Source organism: Isoptericola sp. NPDC057653, assembly GCF_042799955.1.
In the GTDB taxonomy this organism is placed as follows: domain Bacteria; phylum Actinomycetota; class Actinomycetes; order Actinomycetales; family Cellulomonadaceae; genus Isoptericola.
This window is the reverse complement of sequence record NZ_JBHVHP010000001.1, coordinates 459,643-476,265: the sequence shown is the minus strand read 5'-3', so window position 1 is coordinate 476,265 and position 16,623 is coordinate 459,643. Positions and strand designations below refer to the sequence as shown.

The window sequence follows — 16,623 nt, the reverse complement described above, 5'->3', positions numbered from 1 at the left end:
TGTTTCACGTGAAACGACGGGCCCTCGTCATGAGACGAACGAACGAAAGGTGCCCGAGATGACCGACGACGCGACGGATGGTGCGGCCGGTGCGCGGGACGAGGCGCTCGGCCGGAGCGCCGCGGTCCGTGCGTACTTCGGCGACCGATACGACCTGGTCGCTCGATTCGCCGCGAGCCTGCGCGCGGAGGGCGAGCTGCGCGGGCTGATCGGGCCGAGGGAGGTCGCACGTCTCTGGGAGCGCCACATCCTGAACTCCGCAGCGGTGACGCCCTACCTGGGTGAGGCGCGTTCGGTCGCCGATATCGGTTCGGGCGCGGGGCTCCCTGGTGTGGTTCTCGCGATCCAGCGGCCGGACGTCGACTTCCGTCTGATCGAGCCGATGGAGCGACGTACGGCGTGGCTCCAGGAGGTCGTGGACGACCTCGGGCTTGCGAACGTGCAGGTCGATCGGGGGAGAGCAGAGGAGTACCACGACGCCTTCGAGGTCGACATCGTGACCTCGCGAGCGGTGGCTGCCCTCAGCAAGCTCGCGCGGATGAGCATGCCGCTGGTGCGCCACGGTGGAGCGATGGTCGTTCTCAAGGGCCGCAACGTCGAGCGAGAGATCGAGCCCGCACGCAAGGTGCTGCGGTCCTTCAAGACGGCCGAGCCGGAGATCCTCGAGGGCCGCACGATCGACGACGTCGAGGCAACGACGATCCTGCGCATCCGTCGCCCCTGAACAGGGAGCGGACCCACGGGTCACGCTCGCCCGGCCCTGTCTGATCGATCTCTGTCGGCCGGAGTTTTGCCCCGGCGCGCCGTCCGTGAGGCCGTAGAGTGAGCGCGGAGCATCCGGTCGACGACGGCAGCGCTCGCGTCGGGCCGGTCACGAAGTCTCTGTGGCGAACCGGAGGAGTGGCACGTGAGCACGAGTACGGAGCACGTCGACGACGTCCCGCGCAACGACGGGACCGTGGCGAGCGATCCGCACGTTTCACGTGAAACAGCGCCTGGCCTCGACTGGGCGCCCGGAGGGCTCCCTCCGGTGATCGACGGTCACCGAGCGGCCCTGGTCGCGTCGGTCCCTGAGGCGGACGAGTCGACGCCGCTGGCCGCCCAGCTCGCGATCGACGCACGGCGGCGGATCGAGCTCCAAGGGAGGCAGTTCCCCCGCCCGGATCACACGCGCATCATCACCGTGGCGAATCAGAAGGGCGGCGTCGGGAAGACGACGACGACCGTCAACATCGCGGCGGGCCTTGCCCAGTCGGGGTTGAAGGTGCTGGTCATCGACAACGACCCCCAGGGGAACGCGTCGACCGCACTCGGGCTGGAGCACCGCGCGGGAACGCCGTCGATCTACGAGGTCCTCGTCGAGGACGAGCCGCTGGCGAACACCGTGCAGGAGTGCCCGACCGTTCCGGGTCTGTACGGTGTCCCGGCGACCATCGACCTGTCGGGCGCCGAAATCGAGCTGGTCTCCCTGGTTTCACGTGAAACACGCCTGCGGCGGGCGCTGGACAGCTACCTGGCTCAGCGTGAGGAGCGCGGAGAGGAGCGGATCGACTACGTGCTGGTCGACTGCCCACCCAGCCTGGGGCTGCTGACCGTGAACGCCTTCGTCGTCGGTCGCGAGGTGCTCATCCCGATCCAGTGCGAGTACTACGCGTTGGAAGGGCTGAGCCAGCTTCTGAAGACGATCGAGCTCATCAAGGCGCACCTGAACCCGGAGCTTCGCGTCTCGACGATCCTGCTCACCATGTACGACGGGCGCACGAACCTCGCCCAACAGGTGGCAGCCGAGGTCCGCGAGCACTTCCCGAACCAGACCCTACGGACCACCGTGCCTCGCTCCGTGCGCATCTCGGAGGCTCCGAGTCACGCACAGACGGTCATGACGTACGACCCGGGATCAACAGGTTCGCTCGCGTACCTCGAAGCGGCCCGCGAGCTGGCTGATCGTGCGCCGCAGCGCGCTGACCTGGGATAAGGCCGATGACAAGCCAGGGAACGGGCGCAACGACGCCCGAAGACTTCACGTCACGCCGCGCCGCGGGGGCTGACACATCGCGTGGTTCGTCCCAGCGACGACGCGACCGTACTTCGACGACGACTAGGGGAACGCGGGGCCCCATGGTTCAGGAGGCTGGAGCATGAGTCAGAAGAAGCGTGGTCTGGGCCGCGGGCTCGGTGCGCTGATCCCGTCGGGCCCGGAAGGCGACCGACCGGTCGACGTCTTCTTCCCCGCGGGGGAGCCCCGGGAGGGTGGCTCGGGAAGCGGGGCGCTCGCCACCGCGCCGGCCGACCGCTCGGGCGCCGACGTCGCAGACGAGGGCGGACGGACCACGCGTCGCGCAGCCTCATGGGACTCGGCGATCGCCGGCGGGCGGCTGAGCATTCGGACGGGCGGCGAGTCGCAGGTCAAGAGCGACGCGCGCGACGTCTCGGGCACTGAGCCGGGCGCCAGCGCGCTCCTGACGGAGGTCGATCCTCAGCCTGCTCGCGAGGCGACACCCTTGACCCGTGAACAGGACGACGACGGCGGCGACGCGTTCGGTGCCGACTCCCTGTCTCTCGGCCTGATCACCAGCATCGCCCTGCCGGATCTGGACGAGGACGTGGCTGCAACGGGCCTCGAGTCGAAGTCCGAGCCGAACCCGCAGAGCAGTGACGACGGGCAGGCCAGCGGAGACGGGGACTGGGGCGACGACGCGCCCATCCACGACGCCGTTTCACGTGAAACGGAGCTGGCCCCGGTTCCGGGCGCGCGGTTCGCGGAGATCCCGGTCGATGCGATCCGTCCGAACACCTGGCAGCCTCGCTCGGTGTTCGACGACGGCGAGCTCGACGAGCTGGTCGCGTCGATCTCCGAGATCGGCGTCCTCCAGCCCGTCGTGGTGCGGCCGGATGCGGCTGACCCGGACCGATACGAGCTCATCATGGGCGAGCGGCGCTGGCGTGCGTCGCAGGTCGCCGGCCTGGAAACGGTCCCGGCGATCGTCCGCGAGACCGACGACAGCGACATGCTCCGTGATGCGCTGCTGGAGAACCTGCACCGCGCCGCCCTGAACCCGCTCGAGGAGGCGGCGGCCTACCGTCAGCTCCTCGACGACTTCGGGTGCACGCACGAGGAGCTCGCGACTCGGATCGCTCGCTCGCGGCCCCAGATCTCCAACACGCTCCGCCTGCTGAAGCTCCCGCCGCTGGTGCAGCGCCGTGTCGCCGCTGGGGTGTTGTCGGCGGGGCACGCGCGAGCGCTTCTGTCGCTCAGCGACGGTGCTGAGATCGAACGACTGGCCCAACGGATCGTCTCCGAGGGCCTGTCCGTGCGTGCGACGGAGGAGATCGTCACGCTGCTGACCAGCGGCGACGCCGAGCGTTCGACTCGCCGCGCGCCTCGCGCGGGCCAGCGGAGCGAGGCGATGGACGACCTCGCCACACGACTTGCGGATCGGTTCGAGACTCGCGTGAAGGTGAACATCGGTAAGACCAAGGGGCGGCTGACGGTGGAGTTCGCCTCCGTCGAGGACCTCAACCGGATCCTCGGTGTCATGGCGCCGGAGGACCCCGGTCTCCTGCGTTCCTGATCACCCGACACGTTCGACGGGCGCTGCCTCTGTTGATGAGGCGGCGCCCGTTCGTGTGTAGCGAGTCCTGGCCGTCGTGACGGCCGCCGCGGCTGACTGTCGCCGATGGCCGTTTCGTTCATCGAGCTGGGCTGGCGCGGTGCGGGAGGTTGGGTGACGCGCCGACGTCCCCGGTGTCCCTGTTTCACGTGAAACAGGGGCCGTGAAGGCAACGGTCCGGCGCCCTGTGTCGGGGAGGTGGTCCCGCGACTGGGCTGGGTTTCGTCTCGATGCGGGGTGTCCCAGGTCGGGGCAGTCCCGGACTGGGCGGCGGGCCGACCGGCTCCCAGGAAGCAAGGGGCTCGGGGCGATGGCTGGGGGCTTCGGAGCGCCGCCTCCCAGCGAGCCCAGGGCACCGGTGTGTCGGCGGCCCTCGCCATCGGTGCTGTGGGTCGGCCGTTCATTCCCTCACGTGACCAGCCCCGACGCCGAGGACGCGCAGCCGCACCGACCGGCGGTCTGCAGGTCGGAGGGCACGGCCGGTCCGCGCGGAGGTCTGGTTGTCGCGTGCCGACGCAGCCAGACGAACGTTCGACGCCGGCGGCCGGCGGGGCAGGGGCCACGGTCGCTCGGTCGTCGTCCCAGGGAACCTGGCGGCATGGTCCGGCGAGCGGTCGCCGGGAGTGACGGCACGCGTTGAACGCGGGGGAGGAGATGACGCAGGCTGCGGAGGGAGCCCCCGGTCGACACCGACGGGCACGCGGCGAGGCCACTGTTGAGCGGGGACGAGACGTGAGCGCTGTTCAGAGCTGACGAGACACGAGCCGTGCTCGCGGCAGCCGAGTGAGCGAGCGGGTTGAGGGTCGCGGTGGGCGCGGTGATGGACGTCGGATGTCGGCTCACGAGCAGGGGTGGCGTTCCACGTGAAACATGTGCGACGCGGCTGGAGACGCAGGACCCGATCGATGCGAGGGGCGTGGGTGGCTGGCGTGAGGCCGGCACTGATCCGCCAGGCCCGACAGACGGCTCGGAGGGGAGCGCTCATGCCCCGCAAGGACGAAGGTGGCGGTGGGGGGACCGGGGACTGTCTCGGGTGGAGCGCCAATCTCCGGACGTCGGAGCCGAACGCGCGAGTGGCTGCGAGGGGAACGGCGCTCGGGATGATCGCGAGAGGCGGACGAACCTCTCCTCGACGCCGCTCCGCAGGGAGCGCGATCGCCCTCGCCCCTGACAGACGCCGTAGCGCCTGACCTGCGGGTTCGTGGCGGTGAGGACCCGACGGCATGGCCTCGTCGCTCGCCGGGCACCCTCGCGCTGGGCACCGTTCGCAGGCGTGCGCCGGGACATGTGGAGCCGGTCGCTTGAGGGGCCAGATCTGTCCTCACCCGCGAGTGCTCGCCAGACCGGCGCGGCAGGTGGAGTGCCGCCGGGTCCGGCTCGCGCGACCCACGGCGAGTCGTCAGGCCATGCGCCGGTCGAGGGTCGTGAGCCTCGTCAGACCGCCCGCCCGGAAGGCCGGCGCGCCGTACCGACCTCCATCCCCGCGCGCCCGCCGGACCGGTCGTACCAGTCAGGACCGAGCTGCCAGTCCTGACCGTCCCGTGACGGCGATTTCCGGCAGAGGGGCGGGAAGGGGACGAATGCCCCGCGACCGATGGGGGAGAGGAGCCGGCGCGGGGCCACCGCGTGCCGGCGGGCCCCGCCGGGGGACGCACATCGACCAGCTCGATGGGCACGGCCGCCGGGGGCATGCTGCCAGCGAGGCGGACCGCGCTGCCCCCCCGCCAGGGAAGCCTCCTGCGGCACGGCGGCACGGCGGCACGGCGGCACGACGGCACGACAGGGCGGCATCGCGGACGGCAGAGCGGCACCGCCGGAGGGCTGGGCGGCACCGCCGGAGGGCTGGGCGGCACCGCGGACGGCAGGGCGGCACGGCGGCACGACAGGGCGGCATCGCGGAGGGCAGGGCGGTACCGCGGAGGGCAGGCGAGCTCGCCGCCCTCAGGCGTACGGCTCGGTAGTGACTGCGCCCTACTTCGGCGCTGCCCGCGCACAGCGTGGCAGCCGGGACTGCGCGCGTCGGTGGTCGTCATGGCCGGGCCGTCGCCGTGGCCGTGAGTGCGGGACGTCCCGGATCAGGCAGGAGCCGAGCCCCTCGCAACCTCCCTCCCGCCGATCGGGGGGTGCGGAGCGCACCACGGTGGTCCTGGGCGTGGGATGAGGCGCGACGAAGGTCGGCGGCGTCGGGATGGTGGGCGGGGCGGAGAGTGCGCACTTCAGCCGGCACTGGGCCAACCGGAGATCTCGCCTCAAAGGGGAGAGAGCGCCGTGAGTGCCTTGGGGATCGCTGTCGTTGCGATCTCTGCGAGACGGGCCCGAGCGGGCGAGCCGGGCAGGAACGAGCCAGCACGCGGCCGAGGCAGGTGGCGGCCCCGCAGCGACGGGTCGTCGCTCCACGCGCGCTACATCGGTGTCGGGAGTCCACGCGCAGCGTCGGTCGCGCGGCCCCTGGGTTTGCCGCGTGCACGGCGAGCGTTCTGTTCTCGAGCGCCTGCATGGTTCCGGGCAGGGCGCAGGGTGCCCGGGTGCTTCGATGCGGGCAGCGACTCGGTCGTGGCCCGGTGCAGGTGGCGGTGTCCGCGGGGTGGTGGGGGCTCGTCCTGCTGCTGCCGGCTCTGGCAGGACCCGACACGGACCCGGTCGTGAGGGAAGGCCGCGGTGCCTGGGCGGCACGTCGTCGTCACGGTCGAATGCCCGTGCCGGGAGCGAGGTCCGCAGATGAGCGCCGAGGCCGGCGACGCCGACGGGCCCTTCGAGGGCCCCGTTCGGCGCACGCTGCGCGGACGCCGGGACGGGGACCGCCGCCGGCTCGGCAGGGCCGTCGTCCTGAGGCCGGAGACGCCGAAGGCCGGGCCTGTTTCACGTGAAACAGGCCCGGCCTTTGGGATGACTTCGGGGATGATCAGACGCTCGGCGCGAGGACCGCGTCGATCTCCTCCTGGAGGGCCCGCTTGGGGCGGGCGCCGATGACGGACTTCACGAGCTCGCCACCGGAGTAGACGTTGAGCGTCGGGATCGACGTGATGCCGTAGGCCATCGTGGTGGCCTGGTTGGCGTCGGTGTCGAGCTTGACGATCTTGATCTTGCCCTCGTACTCGTCGGAGAGCTCCTCGAGGATCGGGGCGACCATGCGGCACGGGCCGCACCAGGTCGCCCAGAAGTCCACGAGGACCGGGACGTCGGATTCGAGAACCTCGGCCTTGAACGTGTCGTCGGTGACGGCGACGGTAGCCATGTGTCGCTCCTTCGATGCGTGGTGGGAGGAAGGGGTCAGCCTGCGACCGAGTCGAGCGCCGTGGGCAGCCCGTCGGGGTTCGGCACCGCGGGGGTGCCGGCCAGGGAACGCTCGCCCTCGTCGTCGGCGACCTCGGTGAGGTACGACTGCGCGTCGAGCGCGGCCGCGCACCCGGAGCCGGCGGCGGTGATCGCCTGGCGGTAGGTGTGGTCGACGGCGTCGCCGCAGGCGAAGACGCCGGGGAGGTTGGTCCGGGTGGAGCGGCCCTCGACGAGGATGTAGCCCTCGTCGTCGAGGTCGATCTGGCCCTTCACGAGGTCGGTGCGGGGGTCGTGGCCGATGGCGACGAAGAGGCCCGTCGCGTCGAGCTCGCGCTCCTCGCCGGTGACCGTGTCGCGCAGCGTCACGCCGGCGACCTTGTCCTCGCCGGAGATGCCGGCGACCTCGCTGTTCCAGGCGAACTCGATCTTCGGGTCGGCCTGCGCACGGTCGGCCATGATCTTCGACGCCCGCAGGGAGTCGCGACGGTGCACGATCGTCACCTTGGACGCGAAGCGCGTGAGGAACGTCGCCTCCTCCATCGCTGAGTCGCCACCACCGACGACGGCGATGTGCTGGTCGCGGAAGAAGAAGCCGTCGCAGGTCGCGCACCAGGACACGCCACGACCGGAGAGCTGCTTCTCCTCCGGCAGGCCGAGCTCGCGGTACGCGGAGCCGGTCGCGAGGATCACGGCGCGGGCGCGGAAGGTCTCGCCGCCGCCGGTGACGACGGTCTTGACGTCACCGGTCAGCTCGACCTGCTCGGCGTCGTCCCACAGCACGCGGGCGCCGAACTTCTCGGCCTGCTCGCGCATTGCCTCCATGAGGTCGGGGCCCTGGATCCCGGCGGGGAAGCCGGGGAAGTTCTCGACCTCGGTCGTGTTCATCAGCGCGCCACCGGCGGTGACGGAACCGGCGATCACGACGGGTGCCAGGCCGGCGCGCGCCGCGTACACGGCCGCCGTGTAGCCGGCGGGGCCCGAGCCCACGATCACGATGTCGTGCACGGTGCCCTCAGCGGTGGTGGTGGTCGGCTGATCGGTCACGTCTTCTCCTGGTCTTTGCTGGTGTGTCGCGCCCTAGGGCGCCATCGCCGTCAACAAGGCGGGGCGGTGTGGTGTTCCCGGGCGACGACCGACGCCGCCCGGGAACGGGTCACGAGAGGACGATCTCGTTGAGCTCCAGGTAGTTCTTGCCGTTGGTCACCGGGAGCTCGGTGATCCACAGCACGAAGGAGTCCGCGACGGTCTCCTCGGAGAGCTCGAGCTTGGTCTCCGAGCTGAACGAGCCCTCCGCGAGCACCGCACCATCGGTCGGCTTGTCCCGCGACGTGGCCCGGACCTCCACGTGACCGCCGGAGGAGTTCGTGTTGAGCGTGATGGACGAGACCGGTGCGGGCTTCTCGAGCTCGACGACATATCCGACGCCGCTGCGCAGCCCCGCGAAGTCGGGCGACTTGAAGTACATCGTGTACCAGAACGTCGACGGGTCGCCGTCGTACGCGAGGTCCACGGCCTCCGGGTGCTGACCGTCGCCCTCCGGGTCGAGCTGGTCGCCCGACTTGATGACCGGGCGGGCCTCCGGGGTCTCCGAGGGCTCCGACGCGCCGTCGCTGGGCTCCTCGGCGCCGCCGCCCTGGTTCGCGGCCTGCGTCGGGGTCGGGCTCGCGGCGACCGGGGTGTTGTCCACGGGGGACAGGGCGTTCGACACGGCCCACAGCGCGCCCGCGAGGACGAGCACGACGACGAGGCCGAGGACGATCGGCGTCGGGTTCACGCCGCGCCGCTTCGGCGCGGGGGACGACGCGAAGCCGCCCGTGTCGGTGCGCGGCTCACCGCCACCCGGCGGCGGGGGCACGGGGGCGTGCGCCGTCTGCTGCTGCGGGGCGGCGTACGCCTGCGTGGCGTAGCCCTCAGGGGCGGCGCCGTAGGCCTGGGCGGGCGGCTGCGCCGGGGCGCCCTGCGGGACCTGCGCACCCTGCTGCACCGGTGCCATCGCGGCCGTCGCCTGGGCGGGCGGCGGCGGGACGGGCGACTGGGGCGCCGTCTGTGCGCCGGCCGGCGGCATCGCCTGCGTGGACTGCGCTGCGGCCTGACCGGCGTAGGCAGCACCGCCGACGGCGCCCCCGACGGCGGCCGACCGGGCGATCCGGCCGCTCGACGGCCGGCGGACGGGCGGCGCGGGCGGGGGCGTGCCGGGCAGGCCCGCCCCGTTGCTCCCGGCCCCGAGGACCGAGGAGCGGACCGGCGGCTCGGTCGGCGGCTGCACGAACTGGGGCAGCGACGCGACCACGGACACCTCGCCCCAGGGGGCGAGCGCCGCGACGACGTCGCCCGGGTTGCCGGGCGCGTCCGGGGTCTCGGTGCCGAACGTGCGGCGGACGAGCGTGTCCAGCTCCGGGTCGACGTGCGGCACGAGCGCGGAGACCGGGACGACGCCGTTCGCGTCCGTCTGGGCGGGGAGCGGCCGGACCGCGTCGCCGGCGATCCAGGGCTCGTCGAGGGAGTCGCCGGGCCACCGCGCGGTGAGCGCGTAGTAGGCGAGGGCGACGAGGTCGCGCGCGTCGGCCGCCGCGGCGGCGGCGCCGACCGTGGTCCGGCCGCCGTCGACACCGGCGAGCGCGGCGTCGATGCCGAGCCCGGTGACGACGACACGGTGCCCGTCCACCCGCACGGCCTCGGGGCGCAGGGCGAGGTGGTGGACGCCGCGCTGGCCGGCGGCCTCGAGCGCCGCGGCCGCCTCGCCGACGACGGCGCGGGCCTGCTGGGCGTCGACCAGGCCGCTGGAGACGACCTCTGTCAGCGACGAGCCGCGGTACGGCTCGGAGATGATGTAGCTGCGCTGCCCGTCGCCGAGGTCGGTGCTGCCGACGTCGAGCACGCGGGAGAGACGGGGGTCGGCCACGAGCGCGGCACGGCGGGCGGCGTCGAGCGCCGCGGACGCGTACGGGCCGTCGATGAAGGTCACCCGGACCGGGCGGTCCAGGATCTGGTCGTGCGCCTCCCACGCCTCTGCTGCGGCGAGGTCGGTGGCTGCGGGCTGCACGAGCCGATAGCGGTCGACCATGACTGTCCCGGGATGGGCGGTGCTCACCTGGACTCCTCGGTGGGGGTGCGGGGGGAGGGTGTCCTCCGGTCCATCGGACCATGGTACGGGCGGGATGCCGGCCCCGAGGCGGTGCCCGACGGGCGCGCCTGCAGGGCCCTCACGGAACCTTCCCGAGCCGGGCACTCGCGTGCCGTCATCGCTTGATCCGGCGGAGGACGGGTGCCAGCGCGTCGTCGAGCTCGCGCACGCGCAGCAACTTGAGGGACAGGACGTAGCCGAGCACCATGACGATGCCGGCGACGGACGTGACGAGGACCGAGTGGCCCCACGACGTGACGACGTAGCCGTCCATGAGGCGGACGGTCAGCCACCCGAGCAGTGCCGCGACGCCCGCGCCGATCGTCGCCCGGACGTACAGCCGCATCACCCTGCGACCGTCGATGCCGTGCAGCTTGTGCCGCATGCCGCGCACGCGCAGCAGGAGGGAGATCCACGTCGACACCGCGTACGCGCCGCCGGCGGCGACGGCCCACCAGGTGACGGGGAGGAAGCTGATGGAGGCCCACAGGACGGCGACCATCGACACCGTCGCGATCACCTGGATGGCGAAGATGGACCGGCCGTCCTCGAACGCGAAGTACATGCGCCGGACCATGACCGTGGCTCCGAGGGCGACGATGCCGATCGCCATCGCCTGGATGACGGGCGCGATCGCCGCCACGCCGGTGGCCCTCGCCGTGGGGAGCAGCGCACCGGTGAGCGGCACCGCGAGCACGGCCAGCACCGCCGCGGAGAACACCGAGAAGATGCCCGCCGACCGCATGCCCAGCGACATGTCGCGTCGCACGCCGTCGAGGTCGCCGGCGTGCACGGCGGCCGTCATCCGCGGGAAGAGAACGGTGATGATGGAGACGACGACCAGCGAGTGCGGCAGCAGGTAGATCGTCATGGCCTGGGTGTAGGCGGCGTTCCCGGCCACGGCCTCATCGGCGCCCTGGGCGGCCCAGAGGACGTTGGACAGGTACAGGATGCCCAGCTGCTCCAGGACGACCGCGCCGATGGTCCAGCCGACGACGGTGCCGGCGGAGCGCAGGCCGATGCCGCGGAAGCCCCAGCGGGGGCGCCATCGGAAGCCCGTGCGCCGGAGGGCGAAGACGAGGACGATCGCCTGGGCGGCGATGCCGAGGGTCGCGGTCCCGGCCAGCACGATGGTCTGCGCCGACGACCAGGTGGACAGGTCGAAGATGCCCTTCTCGGGCGCCGGCCCCCACACCAGGAGGAACGCGCCGAACCCCAGCAGGGAGACGACGTTGTTCGCGACGGGGGCGAGCCCGTAGGCGCCGAACCGCCCCTGGGCGTTGAGCACCTGGCCCAGCAGCATGTACAGGCCGTAGAAGAAGACCTGCGGGATGCACCAGTAGGCGAAGACCACGGCGAGCTGGCGGGCCTCCGGGTCGACCTCGCCCCGCAGCGTGAAGAGGGTGACGATCAGCGGCGCAGCGACGACGAGGACGGCCGTGAGGGCCAGGAGGCCGAGGCCGGAGATCGAGATCAGCTTGTCGAGCCGCTCGCGGGCGTTGCGGGCGTTCATCGCGCGCAGGATCTGCGGGATGAGCACCGCCTGGAGCACGCCGGCGGAGATGAGCGCGAACAGCATGTTGGGCAGCTTGTTCGCGATGTCGAACGCGTTCGCGACGGTGCCGAGCGTCCCGACGCACGCGACGAGCAGGATGGACCGGATCAGGCCCGACGCGCGGGACGCGACGGTGCCGAGCGTCATGACGATGGAGCCGCGGCCCAGGCTGGTGCGACGCACGGCGTCGGCCGGGCTGCCGGCGGCCGAGCCGCTGCCGGCCTCGACGTCGGCCGACGCCGCTGCTTCCGCCGCGCCGGCGTCGGGCTCCGCCGCGCCGGTGGCCTGGTCCTCGCCGTCCAGGGGGGCGTCGGGAGCGGCGTCGGGCGTGGCGTCCGACGCGGCGTTCTCGGACGGCCTGCTCCCGGAAGGCTCCTGCCAGGGTCGCGTCGGCCGCGACGAGGTGTGCCGGGGCGCGGGCGGGTTGGCCGGCGGAAAGCTCGGCGGCAGGGCCGGGTCGACGGGGGACCCGTCGCGGGGACGCTCGGGCCGGCCGTCGTCGGGGAAGGCGGTCGGGTCGGTCATGAGGGGTCTTTCTCCGTGTCGTGCTCCGTGGTCCGGGTAGCGGCGGGGGTAGCGGCGGCGGTGCCGTCCTGAGGTCCGGCGTCGGGACCCTGCGGGTCGACGGCGTCGGCGACGCCCTCGTCGGTGGTGCGGGCGGAGGATCGGCCGCGACGCACGGTACGCCAGATGCCGCCGATGAAGAGGAGGGCGATGGCGGCGGCGACGACCGCGGTGCCGGCGGTCTCCCAGCCGGCGCGGACGCGGACGGAGAAGCTGGTGGGGCCCGCGACGACGGCTCCGCTGGGTGCGAGGACCTCGACCTGCAGGTCGACGTCGCCGGAGCCGATGGCGCGGACGGGCACGTGGACGTTCATGGAGGTGCCGGCGGGCACGACGACGGTGGGCCGCGACTCGACGACGAGCCGGGACACGTTGGGCCGCAGCACGACGGTGACGGTCGCGTCGACGGGGAGCTCGTTCGTCACCTTGACGGGCAGCTTGCCGGTGTCGCTGACGAGGGTGACGTCGGACCGGTCGGCGACGCCGATGCCCTGCTGGAGGTCGTCGGCGCGCTCGACGGCGAGGTCGACGGCCTGGTCGCGGGCGACGGGGTCCTTCCGCGCGGCGACGGCCAGCGGGGCGACGAGCGCCTGGTCGACGTCGCCGCTGAGCTCGACGGGGTCGTCGGCGACGGTCGCGAACGCGCTGACCGACCGGTGCGTGCCGAGCAGGCGGTCGACGGACAGGGGCGCGAGCTCGGCGTCGGCGACGTCGTTCCGCGGGAGGCCGTGCCGTGCCACGCGGGACGCCGGCGCGGCGACCGTGTCGGACAGCGGGACGACGTCGGCCCAGGTGGCCCCCTGGAGGGCCGCGAGCACCTGCCCGACGAGGGCGGCGTCGGGCGACCAGTCGCGGGGGAGGGCCGCGAGGACGTGCAGGTCCCCGGTGCCGGCCTCCTGCGCCTGGAGAGCGAGCAGCGCGGTGTCGGCGAGCAGGCGCTGCGCGCCCTCGGCGGCGGTGGGGGCGTCGGCGTCGTCGGTGAGCGACGCGAGAGCGGCGGACAGCCCGGCGTCGGCGACGAGGGCTGACACCTTCCCGGAGGGCGTGTCGACGGCGGTGCGGGCGGAGGCGGGCACGTCGGAGGTGGGCGCGAGCCCGGAGGCCACGACGACCTGGTCGACGGGCGCGTCGCGGCCGGTGGCGAGCGTGGCGGCGTCGGGGCGCCCGTGGGGCCACGCGAGGGACAACGACCAGCCCTGCGGCCGCTGCCAGGAGCTGCCGAGCGCGGCCTCGCCCCCCGTGGCCGCGGCGACGTCGGCGCGGGTCGGTCGGGTGTGCGCGACGGCGGCCAGGTCGGGGTCGTAGCCGGGCAGGACGGCGACGTCGGCCGCGTCGCCCGCCGCGCCGGTGCTCGCGGCCGCGTTGGTGGCGTCCGTGGCGCCGCCGTCGTCGCCGTCGTCGCCGGTGTCGTCGGGCGCCGGCGGGGTACGGCCGGTGAGGCGGGTGGCCCAGGCCTGCACGTCGGCGTCGTCGGAGGACTCCGCGGCGGCCACGAGTGCCGGGTCGACGGCGAGGGACATCCCGGGCGAGGAGCCGCTGACCGTGGCCGCGTCGAGGAGCCGCTCGAGCCGCCCGCCGGACGTGGTGAGCTCGGCGAGCTGCGCGTCGTACCCGTCCGCGTCGAGCGGGTCGACGGCGGGCCCGGTGACCGGCGCGGCGACGCTCACCGCGACCGGGGAGGGCGCGCCGCCCTCGGGGGCGTAGAGCAGGAAGGTGTGGACGACGTCGAGGGGCCTGCCGCCCTGCACCAGGGCGACGGACATCTCGCGGGGGCCCCAGGGGCTCTCGGCCTCGAAGCCGAGGGCGTCGACGTCGAGCTCGAGGCTCACCTGCGCGGACTCGCCGGGCGCGAGGCGGTCGACCGGCTCCGACGGCAGCTGCCGCACGGCCGTGCGCGTGCCGCCGTCGTCGGCCCAGGCGGCGAGCTCGGCCCGCGACGTGAGCGGCCGCCACGAGACACCCAGGTCGACGACGGCGCCGTCGAGGGGCCGGTCCGTGCCGTTGGTGACGCGGACGGACAGCTCGACGGTGTCGCCGGGCCGGGCGAGCGTGGGGGTGGACGTCTGCAGCTCCACGGTGGCCGCGCCGGGCTGCGGGGCGGCGGCCGCGGTGCGCGCCGTGAGCACGACCGGCGCCACGGTCGTGAGCACGGCGAGCAGCAGGAGGAGCACGACGAGGACCCGGGCCGGGCGGGCGGGCGGGGGCACGGGTGCGACGACGGCACCCGGACGACGGGAGGTGGTCACGCGGCAGGCCTCACTCGACGGGTCCCGGGTCGGTGCGCCCGAGGACGTCGGGCGTGCGGCGGAGCGCCTGCTGCGCGGCGACGGCGAGCCGCTGCTCGTTCGGGTACGACAGCCGGTCGGGGAGCTGGTCGACCGGGATCCACAGCGCGTCCTCCGCCTCGCCGTCGGGGTCCCCCTCGGCGGTGATCGTGCCGCCCTCCGCGCGCAGGAGGAAGTGGTGCACCACCTTGTGGACGCGGTGGTCCTCGCCGCTGAACCAGTAGTCGATGACGCCGAGCCGGGTCCGGACGGTGCCGAGGATGCCCGTCTCCTCGCGGATCTCGCGGACCGCGGCCTCCTCCGGCGTCTCCTCGCCCTCGAGGTGCCCCTTGGGGAGGCACCACTCGAGGCGGCCGCCGCGGTTGCGTCGCACGATGACGGCGGCCTGCGGGCCGCCCGGCGCCGTCCGGACGACGAGCCCGCCGGCGGACGTCTCCTCGTGCACGGGGAGGTGCGTGGTGGTGCCCGAGGGCGCGACACCGACGACGGCGGGCGTCGTCGTGCCGCGCGGCCCGGCGAGCCGGGCAGGGTCGACCTTGAGGGGGTGCCCTCCCGGCGGCACGGGGACACCTGCGGCCGGGCGCCCGCGCCGGGGGGCGGGGACCGGGGCCGGGGTTGACATGCGCCCCACCCTACCGAGTTGCGGCCGTCCGCCGGCTCAGCCTCCGGGGCGCCGACGCCCAGGATCTGGGAGGATGGGACGCCGTGTCGACCCCTGAGCCTCCGGCCCCCGCCTCGCTGCTGCGCCGCGCCCTCGCCGTGCTGACCGAGATGGCCCCCGCCGCCGTCGAGCTGGGCGAGGTGTTCCGCGCCGCGGGGCACGAGCTCGCCCTCGTCGGAGGCCCCGTCCGCGACGCCTTCCTCGGCCGCGCGAGCGCCGACCTCGACTTCGCGACGTCGGCGAGCCCCGACGAGACGCAGGTGCTGCTGGCGCGCTGGGGCGACGCCCACTGGGACATCGGCAAGGAGTTCGGCACCATCGGCGCGCGCCGGTTCGCGCGCGGTGGCACGGGCGGTTCGGACGACGTCGTCGTCGAGGTCACGACCTACCGCAGCGACGAGTACGACCCCGCCTCCCGCAAGCCCGTGGTGGCGTTCGGCGACACCCTCGAGGGCGACCTCTCCCGGCGCGACCTGACCGTCAACGCGATGGCGGTGCGGCTGCCGGAGCTCACGTTCGTCGACCCGTTCGACGGTCTGGCCGACCTGGCCCGCGGGCTGCTGCGGACGCCGATCGCGCCCGAGCGGTCGTTCGACGACGACCCGCTGCGCATGATGCGCGCCGCGCGGTTCGCCGCCCAGCTCGGCTTCGACGTCGAGCCGGCGACCCGGCAGGCGATCGTCGACATGGCGGGCCGCATCGACATCGTCTCGGCCGAGCGGGTCCAGGCCGAGATCACCAAGCTGCTGCTGAGCGACCGGCCGCGGGCCGGGCTCGAGGTGCTGGTCGACACGGGCCTCGCCGACCACGTGCTGCCCGAGCTGCCCGCGCTGCGCCTCGAGATCGACGAGCACCACCGGCACAAGGACGTCTACCAGCACTCCCTCACCGTGCTGGAGCAGGCGATCGCGCAGGAGACCGGCCCGGACGGCCCGGTGCCCGCGCCCGACCTCGTCCTGCGCCTCGCCTCCCTGCTGCACGACGTCGGCAAGCCGGCCACGCGCCGCTTCGAGCCCGGCGGCGGCGTGAGCTTCCACCACCACGAGGTGGTGGGCGCCAAGCTGGTGGCCAAGCGGCTCCGCGCGCTGAAGTACGAGAAGCAGGTGGTCAAGGACGTGGCGCGGCTCGTCGAGCTGCACCTGCGGTTCCACGGCTACGGCGAGGGGCAGTGGACCGACTCCGCCGTGCGCCGGTACGTCACCGACGCCGGGCCGCTGCTGGAGCGCCTGCACCGGCTGACGCGCGCCGACTCCACGACCCGCAACAGGCGCAAGGCCCAGCGGCTCGCCGACACGTACACCAGCCTCGAGCAGCGCATCGAGGCGCTGCGGGAGCAGGAGGAGATCGACTCGATCCGACCGGACCTCGACGGCTCGCAGATCATGGCGGTCCTGGGCGTCGCGCCCGGCCCCGTCGTCGGGCAGGCGTACAAGCACCTGCTGGCGCTGCGGATGGAGCACGGCCCCCTCGGCGAGGAGCGCGCCGTCCAGGAGCTGCGCACCTGGTGGGACGGCCGCGACGCCTGAGCCGGCACCCCTTCCCCTCGT

Annotated in this window: 10 protein-coding genes; 4 read left to right on the top strand and 6 right to left on the bottom strand. The window is 73.5% G+C overall.

From position 1 onward, the window contains the following. The first annotated feature begins 58 nt into the window (after nt 1-58). The 3 genes from rsmG (at nt 59) to ACFU9A_RS02090 (ending at nt 3,572) form a co-directional block, all read left to right on the top strand. On the top strand, nt 59-724 hold the full coding sequence (gene rsmG / locus ACFU9A_RS02100) for a 16S rRNA (guanine(527)-N(7))-methyltransferase RsmG (protein ID WP_430573607.1): 666 nt from the start codon (nt 59-61) through the stop codon (nt 722-724). A 306-nt stretch (nt 725-1,030) separates the two neighbouring features. After that, entirely contained in the window at nt 1,031-1,975 is a 945-nt protein-coding gene (locus ACFU9A_RS02095; RefSeq protein ID WP_430575324.1) for a ParA family protein, read from the top strand. Between the two features lie 163 nt (nt 1,976-2,138). Then, on the top strand, nt 2,139-3,572 hold the full coding sequence (locus ACFU9A_RS02090) for a ParB/RepB/Spo0J family partition protein (RefSeq protein WP_430573606.1): 1,434 nt from the start codon (nt 2,139-2,141) through the stop codon (nt 3,570-3,572). A gap of 2,941 nt (nt 3,573-6,513) precedes the next feature. Here the strand turns inward: ACFU9A_RS02090 and trxA are convergent. The 6 genes from trxA to ACFU9A_RS02060 form a co-directional block, all read right to left on the bottom strand. Continuing rightward, nucleotides 6,514-6,846, bottom strand: coding sequence for a thioredoxin (gene trxA / locus ACFU9A_RS02085; protein WP_430573605.1), 333 nt, complete (start codon nt 6,844-6,846; stop codon nt 6,514-6,516). Nucleotides 6,847-6,881: 35 nt separating this feature from the next. Beyond that, nucleotides 6,882-7,931 carry a thioredoxin-disulfide reductase gene (gene trxB / locus ACFU9A_RS02080; RefSeq protein ID WP_430573604.1) on the bottom strand — a complete coding sequence of 350 codons (1,050 nt, stop codon included), beginning with the start codon at nt 7,929-7,931 and terminating at the stop codon, nt 6,882-6,884. A gap of 109 nt (nt 7,932-8,040) precedes the next feature. Further along, nucleotides 8,041-9,978, bottom strand: a complete 1,938-nt coding sequence (locus ACFU9A_RS02075; protein WP_430573603.1) for a hypothetical protein — start codon at nt 9,976-9,978, stop codon at nt 8,041-8,043. Nucleotides 9,979-10,126: 148 nt separating this feature from the next. Beyond that, on the bottom strand, nt 10,127-12,091 hold the full coding sequence (gene murJ, locus ACFU9A_RS02070; RefSeq protein ID WP_430573602.1) for a murein biosynthesis integral membrane protein MurJ: 1,965 nt from the start codon (nt 12,089-12,091) through the stop codon (nt 10,127-10,129). After that, a complete protein-coding gene (locus ACFU9A_RS02065) occupies nt 12,088-14,376 on the bottom strand; it encodes a DUF6049 family protein (protein WP_430573601.1) in 2,289 nt (762 codons plus the stop codon). The genes murJ and ACFU9A_RS02065 overlap by 4 nt, the downstream gene beginning before the upstream one ends. Before the next feature lie 10 nt (nt 14,377-14,386). Beyond that, a complete protein-coding gene (locus ACFU9A_RS02060; protein WP_430573600.1) occupies nt 14,387-15,037 on the bottom strand; it encodes an NUDIX hydrolase in 651 nt (216 codons plus the stop codon). Nucleotides 15,038-15,120: 83 nt separating this feature from the next. On the opposite strand from ACFU9A_RS02060, the gene ACFU9A_RS02055 reads away from it, so the two are divergent. Then, nucleotides 15,121-16,602 (top strand): CCA tRNA nucleotidyltransferase, encoded by a 1,482-nt coding sequence (locus ACFU9A_RS02055; RefSeq protein ID WP_430573599.1) that lies wholly within the window; start codon nt 15,121-15,123, stop codon nt 16,600-16,602. The last annotated feature ends 21 nt before the right edge of the window (nt 16,603-16,623 follow it).